Genomic DNA, 21,017 nt, shown 5'->3' with positions numbered 1-21,017 from the left:
TTGAGCATTAATTCTTTAACTCATTACTCATTACTTCAAAACTCATTACTCAACCCCCACCAGTAACTTTGGGTAAAGATGCTTTGGTCTGAGTTAAAGATATAAGCTATATTCTGATTTTGCTGAGGAGTTGCCAAGTTTGGTTAACAAATATATTTGCTAATATCTTCCCCACAATCATCTTCTAAGTAAGTGAGAGCGCGGAAGCGCAAGCTGACAACCTCGTTATAAAGCGGATTGAGTTTGCACAAAGCCGGAATATGAAAGGTTCTTCCAAAAATGGTTAGATCTCTCTCAAAGGCACAGGTACAGGGAATTAAATTACAAAGAAAATGAGCGAATTTTCGGTTATTAACTTCGATATTATCTACCCATTGTCGTAGAGGGTAGAAAATATCAATAGGGAATTTTCTTGGCTTAATTGGGGATTGGGAATGTTTTGAGGTATAAGTAAACATAATTTCCTTAGTTTTCGCTAACTAGTTCTAATTCTTTCCCCAGGCAACCGACAACATTTCCATTGTCCAAAAAATGAACCGAATAAATGTAAGCAGTTTGCAAGTATGTACCAATTGAGATGATGTATCCTACATCTCCTTTGTTAGCTAAAGTTTCGCCAATTTGTCTGCCGGGGAAAGTGCCATCATTGCGAATTTTTTTCAGAACTCTTACTTTGGAATCAAGCTCAAAATCGGGCTCTCGATCAAGTTCTACTTCACCTAGTTTCATTGTTTTCCTCCTTTTTTTTTTGAGATTGTCTGTGGTTTTTAAAGAAAGGGTTGGTCGATTTCAGATTTTCTCTGTTAGTAAACAGTGCAGAGGTGATTTTTAATCCAAAATCGCCAGATTTTTACTGAAAAATAGTAGGTCAAACCCTCACGAGATAGATAGATGGATTTGATGTGATTAACGAATGAGATCGAAAGAAATATCAGTTTTTGCAGGAATGATAGTTTGGCGATCTAATTCATCGAGAATAGTGTTAATAATCCAGTTATGGAGATTTAGAGTACCACGATAACCTAAAGTTTCATAACGGTGCATGTGGTGGCGATCAAAGATAGGATAGCCGATGCGCACGAGAGGAGTTTTAGTGTCACGCCAGAGGTATTTACCGTAGGAGTTACCAATGATCAGATCTACTGGTTCAGTAAATAATAAACTACGTAGATGCCAGAGATCTTTTTTGCCCCAGATAGTAGCATCTTTACCATAAGGACTTGCATCCAAGACGGCTTGTAATTCTTCTTCAAACTCAGGATTACTGTTAGTTACTACGATATGTACAGGTTCTGCTCCCAATTCTAGTAAGAAGTTAACCAAACCGAAAACATGATCAGGATCTCCATAGAGAGCGATGCGTTTGCCATGAATCCAAGCTTGGGAATCATTAATAGCATCAACAGCACGACCTCTTTCTTCCACTAATTCTTGAGGTACAGCTTTACCACTAATTTCTGATAACTTAGTAATCAACTCATCAGTACCGCGAATGCCAAAAGGACGGAAATTATAGGTAGGTTGACTCCACTCTTTCTCAATATATTCCTGAGTTTTAGGAGTTGTATATTTTTGGAAGAAGAAAGTACCCTCAGCATTAATCGAGTCAGCGGCATCTTCTAACTTGGTCAAACCATTATACATTTGGAATTCACCAGTATTAGGAGAATCAAAGGCATCGGAATTATCGGAAAGAATTGTGTAGTCGAGGTCGAATAATTCCAGAATTCGTTTTAGTTCACGAGTATTTCCCACATAAGGATCAAAGCCCAAATTAAAGTTATACTTACCGTTAGTAGTTTCTTGCTTCTTGTTGTGAGTTAAGCAATCGAGAATGCCTTTAAGCATGTTGTCATAGCCAGTGATATGAGAGCCAACAAAGCTAGGAGTATGAGCGTAGGGCACTGGGAAATCTTGGGGAATAGAACCTTCATTTTTGGAGGTTTGGATGAATGCACCCAAGTCATCACCGATTACCTCAGCCATACATGTAGTACATAAGGCAATCATTTTCGGTTTGTAAAGGGTGTAGGAATTTGCTAACCCATCGATCATATTTTTGAGTCCACCAAATACCGCAGCATCCTCAGTCATGGAAGAAGAAACAGCTTGAAAAGGCTCTTTGAAATTACGGGTTAAGTGGGTACGGAAATAAGCTACGCAACCTTGAGAACCGTGTGAGTAGGGTAAAGTTCCTTCAAAACCGGCGGCGACAAAGAGAGAACCTAGAGGTTGACAAGCTTTGGCGGGATTGATAGTCAGAGCTTCCCGGCTAAAGTTTTTCTCACGATAATCCCAAGTTTTAGTCCATTCAGCAATTCTGGCTACTTCTTCTTTGCTGTGAGCTCCTTCAAACTGACGTTTGTATTCAAATAGCTCTTGATATGTATCGGTTTGGAATAAATCGAAGTGGTCTTGAATTTTCCCGGGCTCTGTAGTTGCGGAGACAGTTGAATTATTTTCAGTGTTTTCAGTCATGATGCTCTACCTCTATTTGGAATGTTATTAGTTGTGGATAATTAGTGCGATTATTTTTTCTGGAGCCTTCGTCTTACTTGGTTTTTGCTCTTTTATGACAATTGCTGAATCAGGAAAGACGAAGGATTATTTCTAGCTGAGCTCTCGCGAGGGAGTATGAGTCTTACTCCTTGTCCCAAGGATTTTTAATTAAATCCCAAGTGGGGTTGTTGATAGCTAAATCCATATCACGAGCGAATACAGCAAAACCTTCATAACCGTGATAGGGACCTGAGTAATCCCAGGAGTGCATCTGACGGAAAGGCAGAGCCATTTTCTGGAAGACATATTTTTCTTTGATTCCGGCAGCGATTAAGTCGGGTTTTAGTTTTTTGGCAAATTCTTCAAACTCGTGACCACTGACATCGTCATAGATAACCGTACCTTCTTGGGTATATTCAGTGGTACGCTTATAGTCATCACCATGGCCAAACTCATAACCAGTACCAATGACATCCATTCCTAAATCATCAAAAGCGGGGATAACGTGACGTGGACGAAGTCCACCTACCATCATCATTACTTTCTTGCCTTTGAGACGAGGACCATACTTTTCAACCACTGCATCCATTTGAGCTTGATGTTCAGCAATTACCTGCTCTGCTTTTTCTTGTATAGTTTCATCGAACTGAGCGGCAATCTTACGTAGAGATTTAGCGATTTGAGTGGGTCCGAAGAAATTATATTCTAACCAAGGAATATCGTATTTTTCTTCCATGTGACGGCAGATATAGTTCATGGACCGATAACAGTGGATTAAGTTGAGTCTGGCTAGAGGAGTCATCACTGTTTCATTAAAAGTACCATCTCCCGAGAATTGGCTAATCACTCGTAAACCAATTGCTTCTAGAAGTCTGCGGCTAGGCCAAGCATCTCCACCAATGTTATAGTCACCGATGATGTTAACGTCATAGGGACTAGGTTCAAAGCCTTCTGGGAGCTTACGATATTCATCAGCTTTAGGTAGTACCCAGTCACGGACAGTATCGTTAGCAATGTGGTGTCCCAAAGACTGAGAAACACCTCGGAATCCTTCACAACGTACGGGAATTACTGGTTTTTTAGTTTCAAGTGCTTTTTTGCGAGCTACTGCTTCTATGTCATCACCAATTAAGCCAATGGGACATTCAGACTCAATGGTGGTACCTTGGCTTAGGGGGAAGAGAACTTCTAGTTCATCAATTAATTTAGCTAGTTTTTTATCTCCACCGAAAACAATGTCTCTTTCTTGGAAATCGGAAGTAAACTGCATTGTTCCAAAAGTATCAACGCCAGTGGTTCCAATATAGTAATTACGACGACCAGACCAAGAATAGTAACCGCAACCTACAGGTCCATGACTGATGTGGATCATGTCTTTTACGGGTCCCCAAACTACCCCTTTAGCACCTGCATAGGCACAACCACGAGTAGTCATAACTCCAGGGACAGATTTCTTATTAGACTTGACACCACAATCAGAATTATTTTCTTCATAAACACCAAGGTGTTTTTCGCGTTTTTTAGCCGCCTTCTCGGGATAGGCTTCTAGGACTTCTTTAATCAGCTCTTGATTTTCGTGTACTGCTTTTGTCATGATTTTATCCAGTATGGTTTATGAGTTATGAGAGTGATTAATTAACAGTGACCTGTTGACATGCCTTAAGTTATGAACTTGAAATAAGGAATAAAGTTTTTTTCAAATCACGCCTTAAGGCGTAGGTTTATATTGCTATTTCTTGGTCACTGTCAACTAACTTATTAGACGGTAGCTTTTTCCTTTTTGTCCGCGGCCAGCGCTTTTTGATAATCTTCATCAGAATCCATGAATCCGAACTCAACTAATAATTCTTCGAGTTCATCCATGCTGATGGGAGTAGGAATTACTAGGTCTTTGTTGTTTTCGATTTTACGAGCAAGAGTACGATATTCTTCAGCTTGAGGATGATCTGGTTCGTACTCAATCACAGTCATACGACGCAATTCTGCCCGTTGCACAACGTTGTCGCGAGGAATGAAGTGAATCATTTTAGTTCCGAGTTTTTCTGCTAAAGCCTCGATTAATTCCACTTCACGGTCAACTTTACGGCTGTTACAGATTAAACCGCCTAGGCGAACACCACCAGAGTGAGCATATTTGAGAATACCACGAGCAATGTTGTTAGCCGCATACATGGCCATCATTTCCCCAGAAGTAACAATGTAGATTTCTTGAGCTTTTCCTTCACGGATAGGCATAGCGAAACCACCGCAAACAACGTCACCTAATACGTCGTAGGAAACTAACTCAATATCGTCGTAGGCACCTTCTTCTTCTAGGAAGTTAATCGCAGTAATAATACCGCGACCTGCACAACCTACTCCTGGTTCTGGACCACCGGATTCAACGCAACGAACGTTATTATATCCAGTTAGTAACACTTCTTCTAGTTCTAGGTCTTCTACTGAACCTCTTTCTGCTGCTAAGTGCAGAATAGTAGTTTGGGCTTTACAGTGAAGCATGAGGCGAGTAGAGTCAGCTTTGGGGTCACAACCTACAATCATTACTTTTTGAGTTTCTGAAAGGGCAGCAATAGTGTTTTGAGAAGTAGTGGATTTACCGATACCGCCTTTTCCGTAAAATGCAATCTGTCTCATAGTTTTTTCTCGTTTTTAATTACTTGTGTTTAGAGGTTAATGGAATCTAAGTTGATTTCTATTTTTGAAGTGTTTTACTCTAAAAATAGAAAGGTAAAACATGTGTCCTAGCTTTGGTGAGAGTCCAGACTTTTGAGGGCAACTAGTTAGAGATAATCTCTCTTTTGGGATTGCTCATCTGTGATCTTCACAATCGGGAACTCTTGGGTGGAGATCTCTCTCCACAATCATTACAATGATTAATAAACATAGTTTGATTCATTGATAGGTGGGAAAATTTTTGACAATCTCTGTGATTGAATTAGTTAGACAGATTCAACCACCAGGGTTGGTAAAACCCGATCTTTGAGAGTAGCTTCAATGGCGAGTTTTAAAGTTTCAGTGGAGGAAGCACAGCCGCTGCAAGCTCCCTTGAGGATGACTTTGACAGTATCTCCTTCTACGTCAAATAGTTCCATGTCTCCGCCATCTTCAGCTAGAATTGGTCGAATTTGCTGATCAATTACTTGTTGAATTAAAGTAATCTTTTGTAGATTAGTGAGAGTTTTTGTTGTTTGAGTAGTGGATATGGGCGAACCATTCTTAGTATGAACTTCCTCTGCCACCTCGATGCTTTTCTCTGTCTCGCTGGCGATTTCCTCAAGTAAATCGTCGATATCTGGTAAACAGGAACTACATCCTCCGCCTGCTTTAACATAGTTAGTAACTTGTTCTGCTGTTGTTAGGTTATTCTCACGAATAATTCTTTTTATTTTTGTATCGGTTACGCCAAAGCAGCGACAAATAAGAGTTCCTTCTTCTTCTTCATGCTCTTCAACCACAACACCTTGGTATTTGTGAATAGCTGCTTCTAGGGCTTCTTGTCCCATTACCGAACAGTGCATTTTTTCTTCCGGTAATCCTCCCAAAGATGCGGCAATCTCTTTGTTGGTTAGCTTTAACGCTTCTTCTACTTTTTTGCCTTTGAGTAATTCAGTTAAGGCTGAGGATGAGGCGATCGCACTAGCGCAACCGAAGGTTTGAAAACGAGCATCTGTAATAGTCTGAGAAACTTCATCAATTTTTAGATGTAGTTTTAGGGCATCACCACAGGCAATACTGCCAACTTCTCCAGTTACGACCGCTTCTCCTTCCTGTTGTTCCGTAATCTTGCCTTGGTTGCGAGGATTATGGAAGTGCTCCATTACTTTGTCTGTATAGTCCCACATTGTTCTTTCTTAGTAGCTAATAATTTACTTGGTTGTTTATTGTTAAGACAAGTACTATCGGGTACCTGCAAGTATTGCTTGCTCTTGTTCCTTGAGCCAATCAGCATCATCACTGTTAAAGGGTGACATTTCTCGTAGACGCTCAATAATTGGCGATAGAACTTCAATCACTGTGTCAATCTCTGCTTCTGTAGTGAAACGAGATAAACTAAAACGAATCGAACCATGCAGGACACTATAGGGTAATCCTAAAGCTCTGAGAACGTGAGAGGGTTCTAAAGAACCAGAACTACAAGCTGAACCCGAAGAAGCACAGATGCCATGCTGGTCGAGAGAGAGTAAAATCGCTTCTCCTTCAATATATTTGAAGCCAATATTAGTTGTATTGGGTAATCGATTAGCGCGATCGCCGTTAACTACTGTGTTGGGAATAGTAGAAAGAATAACCTCTTCAAGTTTATCTCGTAGCTTTTGTTCTTTCCCAACATCCTTGAGATATTCCTGGGCTAATTCAGCAGCTTTCCCGAGGGCTATTACACCTGCAACGTTTTCAGTTCCTCCTCGGCGTCCTCTTTCTTGATGTCCGCCAATTAGTAGAGGACGGAATCTAACGCCTTTACGTACATACAAAGCTCCAATTCCTTTAGGTGCGTGTATTTTGTGACCAGACAAGGTTAATAAGTCAATGGTACTAGTTTTCATGTTTAGAGGAACTTTGCCCACTGCTTGGACAGCATCCACATGAAAGATTGCTCCATATTCTTTAACTATTTGCCCAATTTGTTCTATGGGAAATATTACACCTGTTTCATTGTTAGCATACATAACGGAAACTACTGCTGTATTTCCTGTTATAGAAGCTTGTAATTCATCAAGGTCGATTTGTCCTTTACTGTTAACGGAAAGATAAGTGACAGTGTAACCGTCTTTTTCTAATTTGCGACAGAGGTTTAAAATCGCTGGATGCTCAACTTCGGTGGTAATAATATGTTTTCTGTTTGGTTGAGCTTTCAGTGCTGCCAGAATCGCTGCATTATCTCCCTCTGTACCGCAACTGGTAAAAATGATTTCTGAATCCTCTGCTCCCAACAAAGAGGCAACTTTAGTTCTGGCTGAACGAATAGCCCGTCCAACTTGTCCGCCGAAAGTGTGCATACTAGAAGGGTTGCCATAGTAGGTAGTTAAATAAGGAAGCATTTCGGCTAAGACATCCTCATCTATTTTGGTTGTGGCATTATTGTCGAGATAAATGCAGTTGTTCATGGCTTTGTTTTTGAGTTTAATATTGTTTACTTGTTCAATCTAATGAGGTATTCAACCTCTACTCAGATCTTGCATCTTTATCACTCATTTACTGGTTGTGGTTGAGTAATGAGTTTTGAAGTAATGAGTTTTGAAGTAAAAGAATTGATCCTAATCCCTTAAAAATTGATTCTCGCCTGTTGGCCAATTTCTGTACTTTTGTATTTGCGTGCTTTGATATGAGCTTTAGGAAGTAGTTCAATTTTTATTTCTGGGAGAATTGCTTATAGAAATCCAATGCCAAGTTATCAATGGTTTCGTAGCCTTGAACTGGTTCAACCCCAGCGGTGCGTAACATTTCTTGAGGACAATCACCAATCTTGGAAGCGAGTACAGCTTTGCAGTCTTTGATTGCACCAATAATGTTGTCTAGAGTTGCTTCTTCTCCGTAACCCCCCTGACAATAATGGTCAACTTTACGGTGTCCGACGAATTTAGCTTCAACCCCATCTACTTCAAAGATTTGGAATTCTTTAGCATGACCAAAGTGTTGATTAACCACGCCACCGCCTTTCGTTGCCACTGCAACCAGGATTTTCTCTCCTCTTTGTTTTTTCTCAGCTTCTCTTTGAGCTTTAGCAGCTTTCATCGCGTCTTTGACTTGTTTGATATCTGCATGGACTTCTTGGCGTTTTTCCTGGTTATATTCGGGGGTCATCTCCATGAATTTTTCTTTAGTAAACTCTTGAGAACGATCTTCACCCAATAAACCCACGGCATCTGCCCGGCATTGACGACAGTGACGCATCATCTTCATGTTGCCAGAACAACTATCTTGTAAAGCTTTAAGCTCTTTAGGTGTAGGTCCACGCTGTCCAGTTAAACCAAAATAGGTACCATGTTCTGGAGCTGATATTAGGGGCATAATATTATGTAAGAATGCACCTTTTGAACGAATCACTTCATCTACTTCTACTAAATGTTCGTCGTTTATTCCAGGAATCATCACTGAGTTAACTTTGCAAAGGATATCGGCTTCTTGCAGTGCCTGTAAACCTTCCATCTGACGTTCATGAAGTATTTGAGCCGCTTCTTCACCTTTCCAACGTTTCTTTTGATAACGCACCCAAGGATAAATTTTAGTTCCTACTTTGGGATCAACCATATTAATGGTTATGGTGACGTGATCTACATTTAATTCTTTGATTTTTTGAACATGGTCAGGAAGCATTAACCCATTAGTAGATAAGCAGAGTTTAATATCTGGTGCTTTGTCCGCGATTAATTCAAAAGTACGGAAGGTTTGTTTAGGATTGGCTAAAGGATCACCAGGACCTGCAATACCTAACACGGTCATTTGAGGGATTTTACCTGCAATTACTAGAACTTTGTGCGCTGCTTCTTCAGGAGTTAGTAATTCACTAACTACCCCAGGACGACTTTCGTTAGCACAGTCATATTTGCGATTGCAAAAATTACACTGAATATTACAAGCGGGAGCGACTGCTACGTGCATCCTGGCATAGTGATGATGTGCCTCTTCGCTATAACAAGGATGTTTTTCGATTCTTTCTTGAATTTTGGGGTCGATGGTTTTAGGTGTAGGGGAACTACAACCACAACCACCGGAAGATTTATTCTGTTTGGTCTTAGATTCTAGTGTTAGGGTATCGCTGTTAGTTGGTGACATTGAATTTAATGGATTAATTGTGTTGGTAAGTTATTTGAACTGAAAAGAAAATTGAAATTAGGTAGGATGAGGAACTCTAAATTATTGTGAGAAATTAAGTTGATAGAAATTTGCTTTTTTGAAAAACTTAGAGGTTCGAGTTGTTATTAAATTTATATCATCAAGATTTTTACCCTAGATGAAATGTGTACTCGGTTAGTTTTATTAAATTGTTTAAGATAGTACTCAATCCCTGAAACGCTTAACTGATATACTAACTGATGAAAAGAAAAATTTTTTAGGGGTAGAGGTTCTAGTATTTTGAGTATGGGTTCTTAGTATTTATTTCCTCAGACTCGGGTATTTTATATATTAAACAGTAAATTAGCTCAAAACCTTATTATATATAGATTATAACCATTAATTACGCCCCCCATTTTTGTACTCAATTTCAGTTTTCTTCTTCTTTTTTTGTTTGCTAATCGAGAATTGATAAATTGTTAAAATAATAACAATTAACCAATAAAATGTATTTATTTTTACTATTTTTTAGAAAAAAGTATCCATTTTTACTATTAACAAGAGCAGAAGGAGTAGGCGATCGCCCTTTTGAGTAATGAGTAATGAGTAATGAGTAATGAGTAAAAGAATTGATGTTAAACCCCTAGAAGAGAAAGATTATAAAGAATTAACCCAACACATAACCGTTGGGGACAAAAATTTATATTGTTGGGTTTCGTCACCTCAACCCAACCTACTGGCTGAATTCTTCATTCTAAATTTTCCTACTCACCTTCTCCTACCTACTCACCTTCTTCTACCTATTGCTATATATTGTTGGGTTTCCTCACCTAAAAATATTAATTGCTACGGAAAAAGAACTAGAACAAAGACTACTTCCTCTCTTAAATGAATCTAATGAATTAATTTCCATTCTTCATGCAATCATCAAAAATAGTAAAGCTCAAAATTAATTCTTCATTCTGAATTCTTCATTCTAAATTTTCCTACTCACCTTCTCCTAGCTACTCAACTTCTCCTACCTATTGCTATATATTGTTGGGTTTCCTCACCTAAAAATATTAATTGCTACGGAAAAAGAACTAGAACAAAGACTACTTCCTCTCTTAAATGAATCTAATGAATTAATTTCCATTCTTCATGCAATCATCAAAAATAGTAAAGCTCAAAATTAATTCTTCATTCTGAATTCTTCATTCTAAATTTTCCTACTCACCTTCTCCTACCTACTCAACTTTTCCTACCTATTTAACTTTTCCTCTAAATTCTTCATTCTTCACCAATCTGTATCTAAATTAACATTAATATTTTTTTGAGTATAGTAACTGTTACAAGATAATCTTAAAAAAATGTAAAAATAGCTACAAACCATACAGTATAATTATTTTGTCTAAGTGAGTTTAAACTACATTAAGAATAGTAGAATTTTTTGCTCAGACCTAACTCTATTAACCAGTATGACTAGGTTTTGTCTAAAATAATTTTGAGTACTAAATACTAATACCGTTACTAAAAAATACTAGTACCCACTCATAAAAATACTAGTACCTCTACCCCTAAAAAAAATTACTAATTGCTCAAAACGGTTCAGAGATAAGTCTTCAAGTTTATGAGTACAAGTAGATAAATATAATAAATCTAACCTTCTTGGGCTCAATGAAGGAAATAAAGGGTGTTGATATAAATTGTACATAAGGTTATAACTACTGTTCCCAGTTATCAATACGGGAATTCGATATTGATAACTTTTACAAAGGAAGATACACTCAAGCTTTCTAACTGGCAAAAACTCTCCTATTAAAACAATGCAAGAACCGCTGACTATTAACCTAAAACGAGAAAAAAATAGCAACAAGGAAAATAACTTATTTGTAAATATTCCAAGGCTATTAAATCTCTGGAAAGATTTTCAAATTATTTTTGACCGCGATCCGGCGGCGAATAATTGGCTAGAGGTAATTATTTGTTATCCTGGACTCCATGCTTTAGTTTTACATCGATTAGCTAATTGGCTATGGCAAAAACGATTTCCTCTATTGCCTCGCTTATTGTCTCACTTGGGAAGATTATTCACAGGAATTGAAATTCATCCAGGTGCAACTATTGGTAAAGGGGTATTTATCGATCACGGGATGGGGGTAGTAATTGGCGAGACTGCTATTGTGGGAGATTACTGTTTAATTTACCAAAATGTCACCTTAGGTGGAACAGGCAAACAAACAGGAAAACGTCATCCAACTCTAGGGGAAAATGTCGTTGTGGGTGCTGGGGCGAAAGTTTTAGGCAATCTCAACATCGGCGATAATGTTCGCGTCGGTGCAGGTTCTATTGTCCTTAGTGATGTCCCGAGTAATTGCACAGTAGTAGGAATACCAGGTCGGATCGTCTCCAAAACTGGTCATGGTTGTCCCCTAGAACATCATCAACTACCAGATCCCCATGCCCGAATTATTCGTTCTTTACTCGACAGAATCGAGAATTTAGAACAAAAAATCGAAAAACTATCCCTTTATCAACCTCAAAATCATGTATGACTTCACTTCTACTAAAGCCTTGGTCACTAAGATAAGCAAAATCAATCGTGGCGATCGCTGGACTATCTATCGTCGCCTACAAGAATTACAAATTTCCTGTTGGTGTCCAGAAGATGGAACACTCTGGGTAGAGATCGATGATTGTACTCATGCAGTTCTCTTACGTAGTACCATACAAAGATTCGTTAATAGTCGCTCAGAATTAACCGAATGGTTAGAGCGATGCTGGTCAACCAATGTTTTATCCATATCTAATAACTAGGAAATCAAACTCATGAAACAAACACTAATGGTTCAATCTTTTGGAGAAATTGCCAATAATCCGATTGGTTTAGAAAAAGAAGTCGTAATTCCTGTATGCGAAGGTTTAAATATCCTTCTAGCTAGTTTTCAAGGTCTATATTTACAATATCAAAAGCATCACTTTGTAGTTGAAGGGTCGGAGTTTTATTCAATCCATCAATACTTTCAAGAAAGTTATGAAGCAGTACAAGGTCATGCCCACGATCTTGGGGAACGTTTAAATGGTTTAGGTGGAACTCCAGCGGCTAGTTTTAGCAAATTAGCTGAATTATCTTGCTTTACTCCAGAAGAGGATGGAATTTTTGGCTGCCGTCAAATGATTGAAAACGATTTAGCCGCAGAACAAAAAATTATTGAGACTCTGCGTCGTCAAGCGGCCCAAGCTGAAAGCATAGGCGATCGCGCTACTCGTTATTTATATGAGCAAATGCTTTTAGCCACTGAAGAAAGAGCCTTCCATCTTGACCACTTCCTAGCTCATGACAGTCTAACTTTAGGATTTATTGGTAATTAAAAATTCAGCTATCGACAATTGTTGGTTGATTTTATCTAAGTAACAAACGGCAAACAAATTATGAGTCAAATTCAAATCAACGATACCACCTTAAGGGATGGAGAACAAGCGGCAGGAGTTGCTTTTACTCTCTCAGAAAAAGTTACCTTTGCTATTTTGATGGATGCGATCGGCATACAGGAACTTGAAGTAGGTATCCCAGCGATGGGTAATACGGAAATTGAAGCCATTAGCGAGATTATCAAGCTAGGCTTAAAAACTAAGCTTACCGGCTGGAATCGGGCCGTACGCTCGGATATTGATGCTTCTCTTGCTTGTGGTTTACAACGGGTACATATATCTGTTCCCGTCTCGGAAATTCAAATCGCAGTTAAGTTCCAAGGTAATTATCAGTCAGTCTTCAATCGACTGCAAGATACAATTAACTATGCTTGCGATCGCGGTTTGTTTGTTTCAGTAGGTGGAGAAGACTCTTCTCGCGCTGATGCCAACTTTTTACTAGATGTAGCTTTTGCTGCTCAAAATTGGGGTGCTAGTCGATTTCGTTTTTGTGATACTGTGGGGATTCTAGATCCTTTAACTACTTATCAAAAAGTCAATGATTTAGTTAATAAACTAGTTATTCCTGTAGAGATGCACACCCATAACGACTTTGGCATGGCTACAGCTAACGCCTTAGCAGGAGTTAGAGCAGGAGCAACATCAGTGAATACCACCGTCAATGGTTTGGGAGAAAGGGCTGGCAATGCAGCGTTAGAAGAGGTGGTTATGGCTCTTAAACAAATCTATGGCATCAAGACTGGTATCGACTCCCGTAGATTTAAAGAAATCTCAGAATTTGTTGTTAAAGCCTCTGGCTGTGATGTTCCTCCCTGGAAAGCAATTGTCGGGAAAAATGCTTTTAGTCACGAATCCGGTATCCATGGACATGGAGTACTCAAAAATCCTAGTACTTATGAACCATTTAACCCTGAAGAAGTCGGAGGAGAGCGCCGTTTAGTTATCGGTAAGCATTCTGGTAAACATTTAGTTAACAATTTTTTACAGCAATACGGCATTGCTTTAAGTTCAGAAGAAACACAGTCTCTTGTAGATGCAGTCAGGAATTTATCAGTTAAGTTGAAACGTAGTTTAACTCCAGATGAATTAATGAATTTAATTCCTAATCATTAGTTATTTGTTGTTTTGCTTCATTGATATTTTTCCTCATAGCCAATGATTAATAATCACTAATACCTGGAGTATAAACTCATGAAAGTAATGTTACACAAAAACGATCTGGGACACTTATCAGTATATGTGCCCAAGAAAGATCTAGAAGAAGAAGTGGTCGAGCAAACCACTACTTCAGAAGGCAAAGTTTTAACTTTAGCTAATGGTTGGCAGTTAGCTTTCGACAATATAACTGATGATATGAAACTTCCTCAGACTCTAAATGCGAAACGTCTGTAATCTTTAGTTTTACTGAATAGAAACTTTGCTGCCTCGGGAATTAGACAAAGCTGAAATTATCCCGAAAATCTTTAAATTTTTCACCAACAGGCTAAACCTAGATCAAAGCACCAGAACAAAAGTACTAAATAGGCCAATAGGCGAGAATCAATTTTTAAGGGGTTAGGATCAATTCTTTAACTCATTACTTCAAAACTCATTACTTATTACTCAACCATCACAAGTAAATGAGTGATAAAGATGCAAGATCTGAGTAAACCTGTCTTTGACTTAATCAAAACAAGTAGAGGCATTGTCTCAAAAATATCTCTACTCTTTTACTAAATAAGGAGAACAATCATGACTACACTAACTGGTTTAACTAGAGGGGGAACAACTTGGGAACCCCAATTTGTTACAGCAATTGACCAACATACTTGCCTTGGTTGCGGCAGATGTTATAAAGTCTGCGGCCGTGATGTTTTGGCATTAAAACCCATGAATGAATTTGGTGAATTCATCGATGAAGATGATGATGATGATATAGAGCGTCAAGTTATGACCATTGCCAATCCCGAAAAATGTGTAGGTTGTGAAGCTTGTGCTCGTATTTGTCCCAAAAAATGTCATACACACGAGCCTTTACCTGCATAATCTTTGAAAAATAGTAGCCAAATTAACTCGCAGATAAATTAGTTAAAGAGTTATAAAAATTAATGACATCTGTGAGTTTTTTTACAACACTATCTTTGAAGTCATCAGATGATTAGGTGATGACAACAAATAAAATGCCTGAAAAAACTACCAATGAATGAAAACCAACGTCAAGAAGAATATTTCCAATTAATTGACCGTCTGCTTCGTTGTCCCAATGGCAAAGAGCCAGAGGTTTTAAATGCTAGTGCTGACTTGATTGATCAAAATTTTGTCAAGACTGTGATACAAGTAGCAACAGTTATGGCCCATGAAGATAACCAAGAAGGATCTAAATTTCTGATGTTTATTGCGCGTCAACTTGCTCAACAATTAGGTCTATATCCAGAATTATCATAGGTAAATGCTCTTTCCACAAGTTATTAAAACTTGCACCAGCGGTGATAGTTACCTAGAAAAATAAAGGAGTTTTTACTATGAAAACAACAAAAGTTGAACAATCAACATATCAAATAGAGGGAGAATTTTTGGGTTTTATTCCAAAGCCTGGAGAGGAACTTAAATATATCCAAGTTCAAGTGGGCGAAAGAATTATCCCGATTAAACTAGCTAAAGAATTACGAGAAAGTTTAGGAAGAAAACTAGTAGAAGGCGATCGCCTCTCGATATCTTTAGAGCAAGCAAATTTTGCTCCGGGAAGGAAACTTAAACTGAAGACTGATAGAGTCATGATACTAAATCGTCAAGAGCAACAAACAGTGTGTCATCCTTGTTTTACTTCTTCCTGTTCTCCACCAGAAAAAAAGCAAAAAGGAAAAATTTTGCTATGTCGTAAGTCTAGTTGTTCTAAAAAAGGAGGAAAAAAACTAAATGTAGTTTTGCAAGAAACTCTCCAAGAGTTAGGATTACAAGACAAAGTCAGTATTGAACTAACAGGTTGTCAGAAGCAGTGTAAAAAAGCCCCTAGCATTATCTTGATGCCAGGTAAAGTCAAACAGGCGAATGTTGATTCTGAGAAACTAACTTCTCTACTAAAAAATCATTATTTAACATAGGGTTTTTCAGAGAAAGTAGACAAAAGGAACAAGATAAAAGACAAAAAACACAGAAGCAAAAATGGCAAAAGTTATTTTTTATCAAAAACTAGGGTGTATCAATAATGAGAAGCAAAAAGCTTTACTTATGGCGGCAGGACATCAAGTAGAAATTCATAATCTACTCAAAACTCCTTGGTCTGCGGCAACATTACAGCCTTTTTTCGCTGATTTACCTGTATCCCATTGGTTTAATCCTACTGCACCTCGGATTAAATCTGGGGAAATATCACCCAGTAATCTAGATGAAGCAACTGCTCTAGAATTAATGATAGCTGATCCGTTGTTAATTCGTCGCCCACTAATAAAGGTAGGAAATGTTTATCAAGCAGGATTTGAGTTAGAAAAAATAGACGCTTGGATAGGCTTAAAACAACCTAAAATAGTTTCTTCTCAAGATTTAGAAACTTGTCCTCGCAGTCATGAAGCGACACCCTGTCCTTGATAAATATCTAAGTCAATTCCCATATCATAAGTATTGAAATCTTGTAAAACTATGGATTTAAAAGCAACAGATGCTGAACAATTAGCATTAAACTATTTTCTTCAAGACTGGGAAATTCCCGAAGATGATCGCGATTTTTTCGTAGTCCTCGACTGTCGTCCGGTAGATGACCTCTGGTATGTGGTGGAAATTGCTGTAGAAGGATTGCCTGATAAGTGGGTGATTCAAGTCTACGATGAAACCAAAGATTGTGACCCCTGTTTTACTTTTCAATCTCCGATTAAGGCTTCTGAAAGTGAAACAGGATTAGAAGAAGTGCCAGAAAGCATTGCCGAAATCTTGCGATCTGAACGCCAGAGTCAAGAAGTCTCATCGGTTTCCTGAATTGAAAATTGGTGTTTTGTTAAACAAGGAGAAGAACAAATGATTGATTCAACAGAAGCTGAAAAAATAGCTTTTGAATTTTTAACTAGTGAATGGAATGTACCAACACAAGAACGAGATTGGTTTACGATCATGTCTTCTCAGACTCTAGGGGAAGATGGCTACAGTATAGAAATTGGTATTGATGGTTTTCCCGATCACTGGATTTTGGAAGTATACGAAAATGGTAAGTGTGAACCATACTATGAATTTATTTCTCCCATTAGAGATTCCGAAACTAATAGCGATTTGGAAGATTTACCCACCTGGATTTCACAAGTATTAATTGCTGAAAGAAAGCATAGATAGTTACTAGAGTCATACTAGTCAACAAGTACCGGAAGCAGGGAGAGTTTTAAGCAAAGAGCGAAAACCGGAGTGAGTATTAGTGATTAATTATTGAGATAAAAAGCAAAATATGCAGAACAAACAAAAAAGGACAAAGAGAAAAGATCATGAAAACAGCAGATTGGTTATTGAGAGAAGATGGCGTTTGCTGCTTATGTAAATCTGTACATGAATGGAATTTATTACAGGAAGAATATCGACTCTATCGATTTTTAACTGAAGTGGAAGATTTGATCAGATTATCAGCAGTAGAAGGAATAGATGAAGAAAATTATCTATCAGGGTTACGGATGCTAGTTAGAAAATTACTTCTTAACTGTTATGCCGTCAAAACTCGTTTACCTGAACCTAATCAAAAAACAGGAGTTTCTCTAGTTACACTTTACGATGAATTGGGATTTCCTCTCACTATTCAGACAGAAATGAATTTACCCGGTACAACTTCATCTATTCACAATCATGGCACTTGGGGCATAGTAATGGTGTTGCAAGGTAAACAGAAAAATACTTTTTGGCGGCGTGAACCTACAGATACCTCTCCCGATAAAATCAATCGTGTGGGAGAGAGAATTATCGAACCAGGAGATATTATTAGCTTTACTACTGAGGCGATTCATAGCACCGAAGTAGCCGGAGATGAACCAACAATAACCTTTAATTTATACGGGGAAACCTATGCTAGTAAAAGATTCCAATTTGATCCCGTTAATCAAACTGCTAAGCATTTTTGAGGAATGTTTAAATATATTGAATCCTCAAGACAAATAACTAAAAATTAAAATTAGGAGAAAAAAATAATGACTACCCAACCTATTTCTAATGAAGTTGCTCTGAGAATTGCCTTAGCGGCTAAAGCATTACCTGATGTGTCTATAAAAGATTTAATTACAGCTTTACAAACTGAAATTGACGATGAAATTAATGAAGAATCCTTGGCTAAAATCACAGTTACTCAATTAAAAAGAGCCTTTGGAAATATTTATGAAGTTGATAGCCAATGGGAAGGGGAAGATGCTGATAACAGTGACATAACAGCCTTTAAAGAAGCTGTGCGCATACTATGGGGCGAAACCAGCGAGTGTGAGGAACCTTTACCCATTGAAACATATCAAGAAGGAGATATGCCAAATTCTATCAGAATTGCTGTAGCTTCTAATACGGAAGAACTATTAGATGGACACTTTGGTTCTTGTCATCGTTTCTTGATTTATCAACTGTCTGTTGACCAATTAAAATTAATAGATGTTCGCTCAGCATTAGAAGCAGACTTGGCTGAAGAAAAAAATAAGTTCCGAGTTGATTTAATTAAAGATTGTGCTGTGGTTTATGTGGTTTCTATTGGTGGACCGGCTGCGGCTACAGTGATTCAGGCTAATATCTATCCCATGAAAATAGAACAAGGTGGTTCAGCTAGGACTATCTTAGCAGATTTACAAAAGGCGATCGCCACCTCCCCACCACCTTGGTTAGCTAAAATTCTAGGCATCTCAGCAGATAAGCGATTTAAAAACTATACAGCTAGTGGTCAATAGGAATTGGGAAATACATAAGCCTTAAGTCTTATGCAAAGAAACAAGCAATAAGGTTTTTTGCTTCACGCCTTAACTCATATCTTGCACGCAAGTACAAAAGTACAGAAATTGGCCAACAGGCGAGAGGGGGAGAGGGGGAGAGGGGGAGAGGGGGAGAAATATGGTTTTTAAGTATTTGCATCAATATCTCATAATATAACTGATTAAACGGACTTGATATTACTTCAAAACTCATTACTTCAAGACTTCAAGACTTCAAAACTCAACCACCATCAGTAACATTAGGTAAAGATGCAAGATCAAAGAAGACGCGGGCTTGTCACCTTATTTTTTCGGTTAATAGAGATTTGTCATAGATAGTAAGATGAAAAAACAAAATCAACAACGTATTCACGAAATTCAGCAACTCACAGGAGTAAAACCTACTCATGTTGCTGATTTAATTAGACTCGCTCAAATAATTGATAATCCCAATGGTTTAGCCTTCGGTAAAGTAGTCAATATTGATTGGCTAGATTTTGGTATACCTTCAGGTGTTGTAGATAATTTACGCTTCCTTGGAGAAAAGTATCGATATGAATCTCCCCATGTCTCAACTGACTTAGTTTGGGATCAAGAATTAACTCCAGAAACTCGTAGTTGGTTTATTGCCAATAAAAATATTCTCTGGAAGATTGAAGAAGCCTTTCCGGCATTGGATGAAGATTAGGACAAATATTATCTTAAAAAAATTAGGAGAAAATTATGCAAATTTTAGGGGCATTTAGCCGATTTGACCAATGTGTTCTGAATATGGCTTTAATTAATATCTGTGATAGCGAGGGTTATGTTGGTCAACAGATTCGCCAAAAAAACAACTTATCCCTGGAATCTAGCGATCCCATGAAGTATAATTTTGCACTTGGCTTAAATCAGTTTACTATCTATTTGCCCCACCCTGACCAAGAATATGAAGATATGACCTTGGAACAAGGATTAACAAAGGGATACAATGTTGAAGTTGAGCCTGTCAAAGATGAAAAGGACATAGTCTACAATATCCCCAAAGGGGCACATTTTGTAGTTTTAATGAAACAAAATAGAGTAGATGGTGATTTTGCTATTGCTGCTACCGGAATTTTTATTCGTCCTTTAGGTATTCTTAGCCTTGATGTCATCATAGATCCAGACCAAGGGGAATATCAGTCACTGGTTATCAAACATCCTATTATTAGAGATTATCCTCAAGATTGGGAAAGCAAATTAAGACTGTTTCTCACACAAGAAATCAAATGGGATGAATTGCCACAATTAGTCAAACATGTTGATCGCCTCTTCAACAGAGACTATAGACTACCTTCCTGGGATCAATATTACTTAACAGGAAACGGATTTTTAGGTGTGTAATCTAATTCTTGGCTAAAGTATTATAAAGCTTGCGCTACTATAGCAATGAGCCAATAGATGTTGACAAAAATGATGAAAAGCCCCCTCTTAGTAAGCTATCCTTTATAAGCAACTCACCAAACCCTTGTATAGCAAGGGAGCAGGGAGCAGGGAGCAGGGAGAGGGGTTTTAAGTAAAATTACTTAATTTGCCAAACAATGTATTTTTTTATACATTATTTTCTTAAACAAAATCTGAAAAAGCACTTATCCACAAGTTGGTGTTTTTGTCAAGTTTTATGTTAAGAAAGATGTTTATAAAGCATAGCGCAAGTTCGGGGGGTTGGGGGGAAAAGTTAGTGATAAATGTTGTTAACACCACTGCGGTCACTGCTATATCTCATATCTTGCACCTTAAAATTAGGTAAGATTTCAGAAGCAAAAGCAGCAGAACTTCTCAATTTGACGGTGGCAACCCTACGGTTGCGTCGTCTTGAAAATGAGGTTTATGCGATCGCTTAATGGAACGATTCTTGATGCAACAGCACTCATTGATTTTCACTCTGTTATATAGCAATGAGCGTTGTAGTGTTAACAATATTTATATTTACAGATCCCCCCAACCCCCACAAGGGTAGGTTTTTTACCAAGAGCTTGTAGTAATAGTAAGACAAGGTAGACAAGGAGGGAAAGTAGACAAGGAAGTATCTGTATTTTAGGTATACATTAGTCTGACAACACGCTGTTTTAATTGTATTATCTCCCTTGTCTCCTTGTCTTCGTTCCTCCCGGAGTCCCATATCAAAGCACCAAAACAAAAGTACAGAAATTGGCCGACAAGGGAGAATCAATTTTTAAGCGTTTAGGATCAATTCTCTTACTTCAAAACTCATTACTTCAAAACTCATTACTCAACCCCCACCAGTAAATGAGTGATAAAGATGCAAGATGTGAGTTGTCCCGTCCTCACCGAAATGTTAAAAACCTCCCCAAAGTCGGGAGAGGGGGGCTTTTCATGATAACTGTAAACATCTATTTGGTCATTGCTATATGTTGGGTTGCACGACCTTTAACCCAACCTACTGGCTACTGGCTTTCATAG

Annotated in this window: 24 protein-coding genes; 16 read left to right on the top strand and 8 right to left on the bottom strand. The window is 38.1% G+C overall.

The features are described from left to right. Window positions 1-143: 143 nt before the first annotated feature. From MW688_RS08575 to nifB, 8 genes are all read right to left on the bottom strand, one after another. Window positions 144-458, bottom strand: a complete 315-nt coding sequence (locus tag MW688_RS08575) for a Mo-dependent nitrogenase C-terminal domain-containing protein (protein WP_486735545.1) — start codon at window positions 456-458, stop codon at window positions 144-146. Window positions 459-465: 7 nt separating this feature from the next. Then, window positions 466-729, bottom strand: a complete 264-nt coding sequence (locus MW688_RS08570) for a nitrogen fixation protein NifZ (RefSeq protein ID WP_486735544.1) — start codon at window positions 727-729, stop codon at window positions 466-468. Window positions 730-906: 177 nt separating this feature from the next. Further along, a complete protein-coding gene (gene nifK / locus MW688_RS08565) occupies window positions 907-2,478 on the bottom strand; it encodes a nitrogenase molybdenum-iron protein subunit beta (RefSeq protein WP_486735543.1) in 1,572 nt (523 codons plus the stop codon). 163 nt (window positions 2,479-2,641) lie between these two features. After that, window positions 2,642-4,093 carry a nitrogenase molybdenum-iron protein alpha chain gene (gene nifD / locus MW688_RS08560; RefSeq protein WP_486735542.1) on the bottom strand — a complete coding sequence of 484 codons (1,452 nt, stop codon included), beginning with the start codon at window positions 4,091-4,093 and terminating at the stop codon, window positions 2,642-2,644. A 164-nt stretch (window positions 4,094-4,257) separates the two neighbouring features. Next, the gene (nifH, locus tag MW688_RS08555; RefSeq protein WP_486735541.1) at window positions 4,258-5,133 is read right to left on the bottom strand and encodes a nitrogenase iron protein; all 876 of its coding nucleotides are present in this window, start codon (window positions 5,131-5,133) and stop codon (window positions 4,258-4,260) included. Window positions 5,134-5,438: 305 nt separating this feature from the next. Beyond that, entirely contained in the window at window positions 5,439-6,341 is a 903-nt protein-coding gene (gene nifU / locus MW688_RS08550) for a Fe-S cluster assembly protein NifU (protein WP_486735540.1), read from the bottom strand. A 54-nt stretch (window positions 6,342-6,395) separates the two neighbouring features. After that, window positions 6,396-7,604, bottom strand: coding sequence for a cysteine desulfurase NifS (gene nifS, locus MW688_RS08545; RefSeq protein WP_486735539.1), 1,209 nt, complete (start codon window positions 7,602-7,604; stop codon window positions 6,396-6,398). Between the two features lie 244 nt (window positions 7,605-7,848). Then, window positions 7,849-9,273: a nitrogenase cofactor biosynthesis protein NifB gene (gene nifB, locus MW688_RS08540; RefSeq protein ID WP_486735538.1), complete on the bottom strand. Its 1,425-nt coding sequence runs from the start codon at window positions 9,271-9,273 to the stop codon at window positions 7,849-7,851. A gap of 1,805 nt (window positions 9,274-11,078) precedes the next feature. On the opposite strand from nifB, the gene cysE reads away from it, so the two are divergent. From cysE to MW688_RS08460, 16 genes are all read left to right on the top strand, one after another. Further along, complete coding sequence (cysE, locus tag MW688_RS08535; RefSeq protein ID WP_486735536.1) at window positions 11,079-11,807, top strand: serine O-acetyltransferase; 729 nt, start codon at window positions 11,079-11,081, stop codon at window positions 11,805-11,807. Further along, window positions 11,800-12,069 (top strand): Asr1405/Asl0597 family protein, encoded by a 270-nt coding sequence (locus MW688_RS08530; protein WP_486735535.1) that lies wholly within the window; start codon window positions 11,800-11,802, stop codon window positions 12,067-12,069. The genes cysE and MW688_RS08530 overlap by 8 nt, the downstream gene beginning before the upstream one ends. 12 nt (window positions 12,070-12,081) lie before the next feature. Further along, window positions 12,082-12,624, top strand: coding sequence for a DNA starvation/stress protection protein DpsA (dpsA, locus tag MW688_RS08525; RefSeq protein WP_486735534.1), 543 nt, complete (start codon window positions 12,082-12,084; stop codon window positions 12,622-12,624). A gap of 60 nt (window positions 12,625-12,684) precedes the next feature. Beyond that, window positions 12,685-13,797, top strand: coding sequence for a homocitrate synthase (gene nifV, locus MW688_RS08520; protein ID WP_486735533.1), 1,113 nt, complete (start codon window positions 12,685-12,687; stop codon window positions 13,795-13,797). A gap of 78 nt (window positions 13,798-13,875) precedes the next feature. Further along, on the top strand, window positions 13,876-14,076 hold the full coding sequence (gene nifT / locus MW688_RS08515) for a putative nitrogen fixation protein NifT (RefSeq protein ID WP_486735532.1): 201 nt from the start codon (window positions 13,876-13,878) through the stop codon (window positions 14,074-14,076). A 339-nt stretch (window positions 14,077-14,415) separates the two neighbouring features. Next, complete coding sequence (gene fdxB / locus MW688_RS08510) at window positions 14,416-14,709, top strand: ferredoxin III, nif-specific (protein WP_486735531.1); 294 nt, start codon at window positions 14,416-14,418, stop codon at window positions 14,707-14,709. Between the two features lie 153 nt (window positions 14,710-14,862). Next, on the top strand, window positions 14,863-15,108 hold the full coding sequence (locus MW688_RS08505) for a hypothetical protein (RefSeq protein WP_486735529.1): 246 nt from the start codon (window positions 14,863-14,865) through the stop codon (window positions 15,106-15,108). Window positions 15,109-15,185: 77 nt separating this feature from the next. Further along, the gene (locus MW688_RS08500) at window positions 15,186-15,764 is read left to right on the top strand and encodes a (2Fe-2S) ferredoxin domain-containing protein (RefSeq protein ID WP_486735528.1); all 579 of its coding nucleotides are present in this window, start codon (window positions 15,186-15,188) and stop codon (window positions 15,762-15,764) included. Between the two features lie 61 nt (window positions 15,765-15,825). Further along, the gene (locus MW688_RS08495; RefSeq protein ID WP_486735527.1) at window positions 15,826-16,248 is read left to right on the top strand and encodes an ArsC/Spx/MgsR family protein; all 423 of its coding nucleotides are present in this window, start codon (window positions 15,826-15,828) and stop codon (window positions 16,246-16,248) included. A 51-nt stretch (window positions 16,249-16,299) separates the two neighbouring features. Then, a complete protein-coding gene (locus tag MW688_RS08490) occupies window positions 16,300-16,632 on the top strand; it encodes a hypothetical protein (protein ID WP_486735526.1) in 333 nt (110 codons plus the stop codon). Window positions 16,633-16,671: 39 nt separating this feature from the next. Continuing rightward, window positions 16,672-16,980 carry a hypothetical protein gene (locus MW688_RS08485; RefSeq protein ID WP_486735525.1) on the top strand — a complete coding sequence of 103 codons (309 nt, stop codon included), beginning with the start codon at window positions 16,672-16,674 and terminating at the stop codon, window positions 16,978-16,980. Window positions 16,981-17,126: 146 nt separating this feature from the next. Then, window positions 17,127-17,750, top strand: a complete 624-nt coding sequence (locus MW688_RS08480; RefSeq protein ID WP_486735524.1) for a cysteine dioxygenase family protein — start codon at window positions 17,127-17,129, stop codon at window positions 17,748-17,750. A gap of 66 nt (window positions 17,751-17,816) precedes the next feature. Next, complete coding sequence (locus MW688_RS08475) at window positions 17,817-18,551, top strand: dinitrogenase iron-molybdenum cofactor biosynthesis protein (RefSeq protein ID WP_486735522.1); 735 nt, start codon at window positions 17,817-17,819, stop codon at window positions 18,549-18,551. 364 nt (window positions 18,552-18,915) lie between these two features. Beyond that, the gene (locus MW688_RS08470; RefSeq protein WP_486735520.1) at window positions 18,916-19,260 is read left to right on the top strand and encodes a hypothetical protein; all 345 of its coding nucleotides are present in this window, start codon (window positions 18,916-18,918) and stop codon (window positions 19,258-19,260) included. Window positions 19,261-19,295: 35 nt separating this feature from the next. Beyond that, on the top strand, window positions 19,296-19,937 hold the full coding sequence (locus tag MW688_RS08465; RefSeq protein ID WP_486735519.1) for a hypothetical protein: 642 nt from the start codon (window positions 19,296-19,298) through the stop codon (window positions 19,935-19,937). Window positions 19,938-20,281: 344 nt separating this feature from the next. Further along, on the top strand, window positions 20,282-20,437 hold the full coding sequence (locus MW688_RS08460) for a hypothetical protein (protein WP_486735518.1): 156 nt from the start codon (window positions 20,282-20,284) through the stop codon (window positions 20,435-20,437). Window positions 20,438-21,017: the final 580 nt, after the last annotated feature.

The sequence above is a fragment of the Johannesbaptistia floridana genome (assembly GCF_057440575.1).
This window is presented reverse-complemented; position numbering and strand designations above follow the sequence as displayed.

Excerpts from the sequence above, each read along its gene's own strand:
- MW688_RS08575 (WP_486735545.1), bottom strand. The coding sequence starts at position 458 with ATGTTTACTTATACCTCAAAACATTCCCAATCCCCAATTAAGCCAAGA.
- MW688_RS08570 (WP_486735544.1), bottom strand. The coding sequence starts at position 729 with ATGAAACTAGGTGAAGTAGAACTTGATCGAGAGCCCGATTTTGAGCTT.
- nifK (WP_486735543.1), bottom strand. The coding sequence starts at position 2,478 with ATGACTGAAAACACTGAAAATAATTCAACTGTCTCCGCAACTACAGAG.
- nifD (WP_486735542.1), bottom strand. The coding sequence starts at position 4,093 with ATGACAAAAGCAGTACACGAAAATCAAGAGCTGATTAAAGAAGTCCTA.
- nifH (WP_486735541.1), bottom strand. The coding sequence starts at position 5,133 with ATGAGACAGATTGCATTTTACGGAAAAGGCGGTATCGGTAAATCCACT.
- nifU (WP_486735540.1), bottom strand. The coding sequence starts at position 6,341 with ATGTGGGACTATACAGACAAAGTAATGGAGCACTTCCATAATCCTCGC.
- nifS (WP_486735539.1), bottom strand. The coding sequence starts at position 7,604 with ATGAACAACTGCATTTATCTCGACAATAATGCCACAACCAAAATAGAT.
- nifB (WP_486735538.1), bottom strand. The coding sequence starts at position 9,273 with ATGTCACCAACTAACAGCGATACCCTAACACTAGAATCTAAGACCAAA.
- cysE (WP_486735536.1), top strand. The coding sequence starts at position 11,079 with ATGCAAGAACCGCTGACTATTAACCTAAAACGAGAAAAAAATAGCAAC.
- MW688_RS08530 (WP_486735535.1), top strand. The coding sequence starts at position 11,800 with ATGTATGACTTCACTTCTACTAAAGCCTTGGTCACTAAGATAAGCAAA.
- dpsA (WP_486735534.1), top strand. The coding sequence starts at position 12,082 with ATGAAACAAACACTAATGGTTCAATCTTTTGGAGAAATTGCCAATAAT.
- nifV (WP_486735533.1), top strand. The coding sequence starts at position 12,685 with ATGAGTCAAATTCAAATCAACGATACCACCTTAAGGGATGGAGAACAA.
- nifT (WP_486735532.1), top strand. The coding sequence starts at position 13,876 with ATGAAAGTAATGTTACACAAAAACGATCTGGGACACTTATCAGTATAT.
- fdxB (WP_486735531.1), top strand. The coding sequence starts at position 14,416 with ATGACTACACTAACTGGTTTAACTAGAGGGGGAACAACTTGGGAACCC.
- MW688_RS08505 (WP_486735529.1), top strand. The coding sequence starts at position 14,863 with ATGAATGAAAACCAACGTCAAGAAGAATATTTCCAATTAATTGACCGT.
- MW688_RS08500 (WP_486735528.1), top strand. The coding sequence starts at position 15,186 with ATGAAAACAACAAAAGTTGAACAATCAACATATCAAATAGAGGGAGAA.
- MW688_RS08495 (WP_486735527.1), top strand. The coding sequence starts at position 15,826 with ATGGCAAAAGTTATTTTTTATCAAAAACTAGGGTGTATCAATAATGAG.
- MW688_RS08490 (WP_486735526.1), top strand. The coding sequence starts at position 16,300 with ATGGATTTAAAAGCAACAGATGCTGAACAATTAGCATTAAACTATTTT.
- MW688_RS08485 (WP_486735525.1), top strand. The coding sequence starts at position 16,672 with ATGATTGATTCAACAGAAGCTGAAAAAATAGCTTTTGAATTTTTAACT.
- MW688_RS08480 (WP_486735524.1), top strand. The coding sequence starts at position 17,127 with ATGAAAACAGCAGATTGGTTATTGAGAGAAGATGGCGTTTGCTGCTTA.
- MW688_RS08475 (WP_486735522.1), top strand. The coding sequence starts at position 17,817 with ATGACTACCCAACCTATTTCTAATGAAGTTGCTCTGAGAATTGCCTTA.
- MW688_RS08470 (WP_486735520.1), top strand. The coding sequence starts at position 18,916 with ATGAAAAAACAAAATCAACAACGTATTCACGAAATTCAGCAACTCACA.
- MW688_RS08465 (WP_486735519.1), top strand. The coding sequence starts at position 19,296 with ATGCAAATTTTAGGGGCATTTAGCCGATTTGACCAATGTGTTCTGAAT.
- MW688_RS08460 (WP_486735518.1), top strand. The coding sequence starts at position 20,282 with ATGTTGTTAACACCACTGCGGTCACTGCTATATCTCATATCTTGCACC.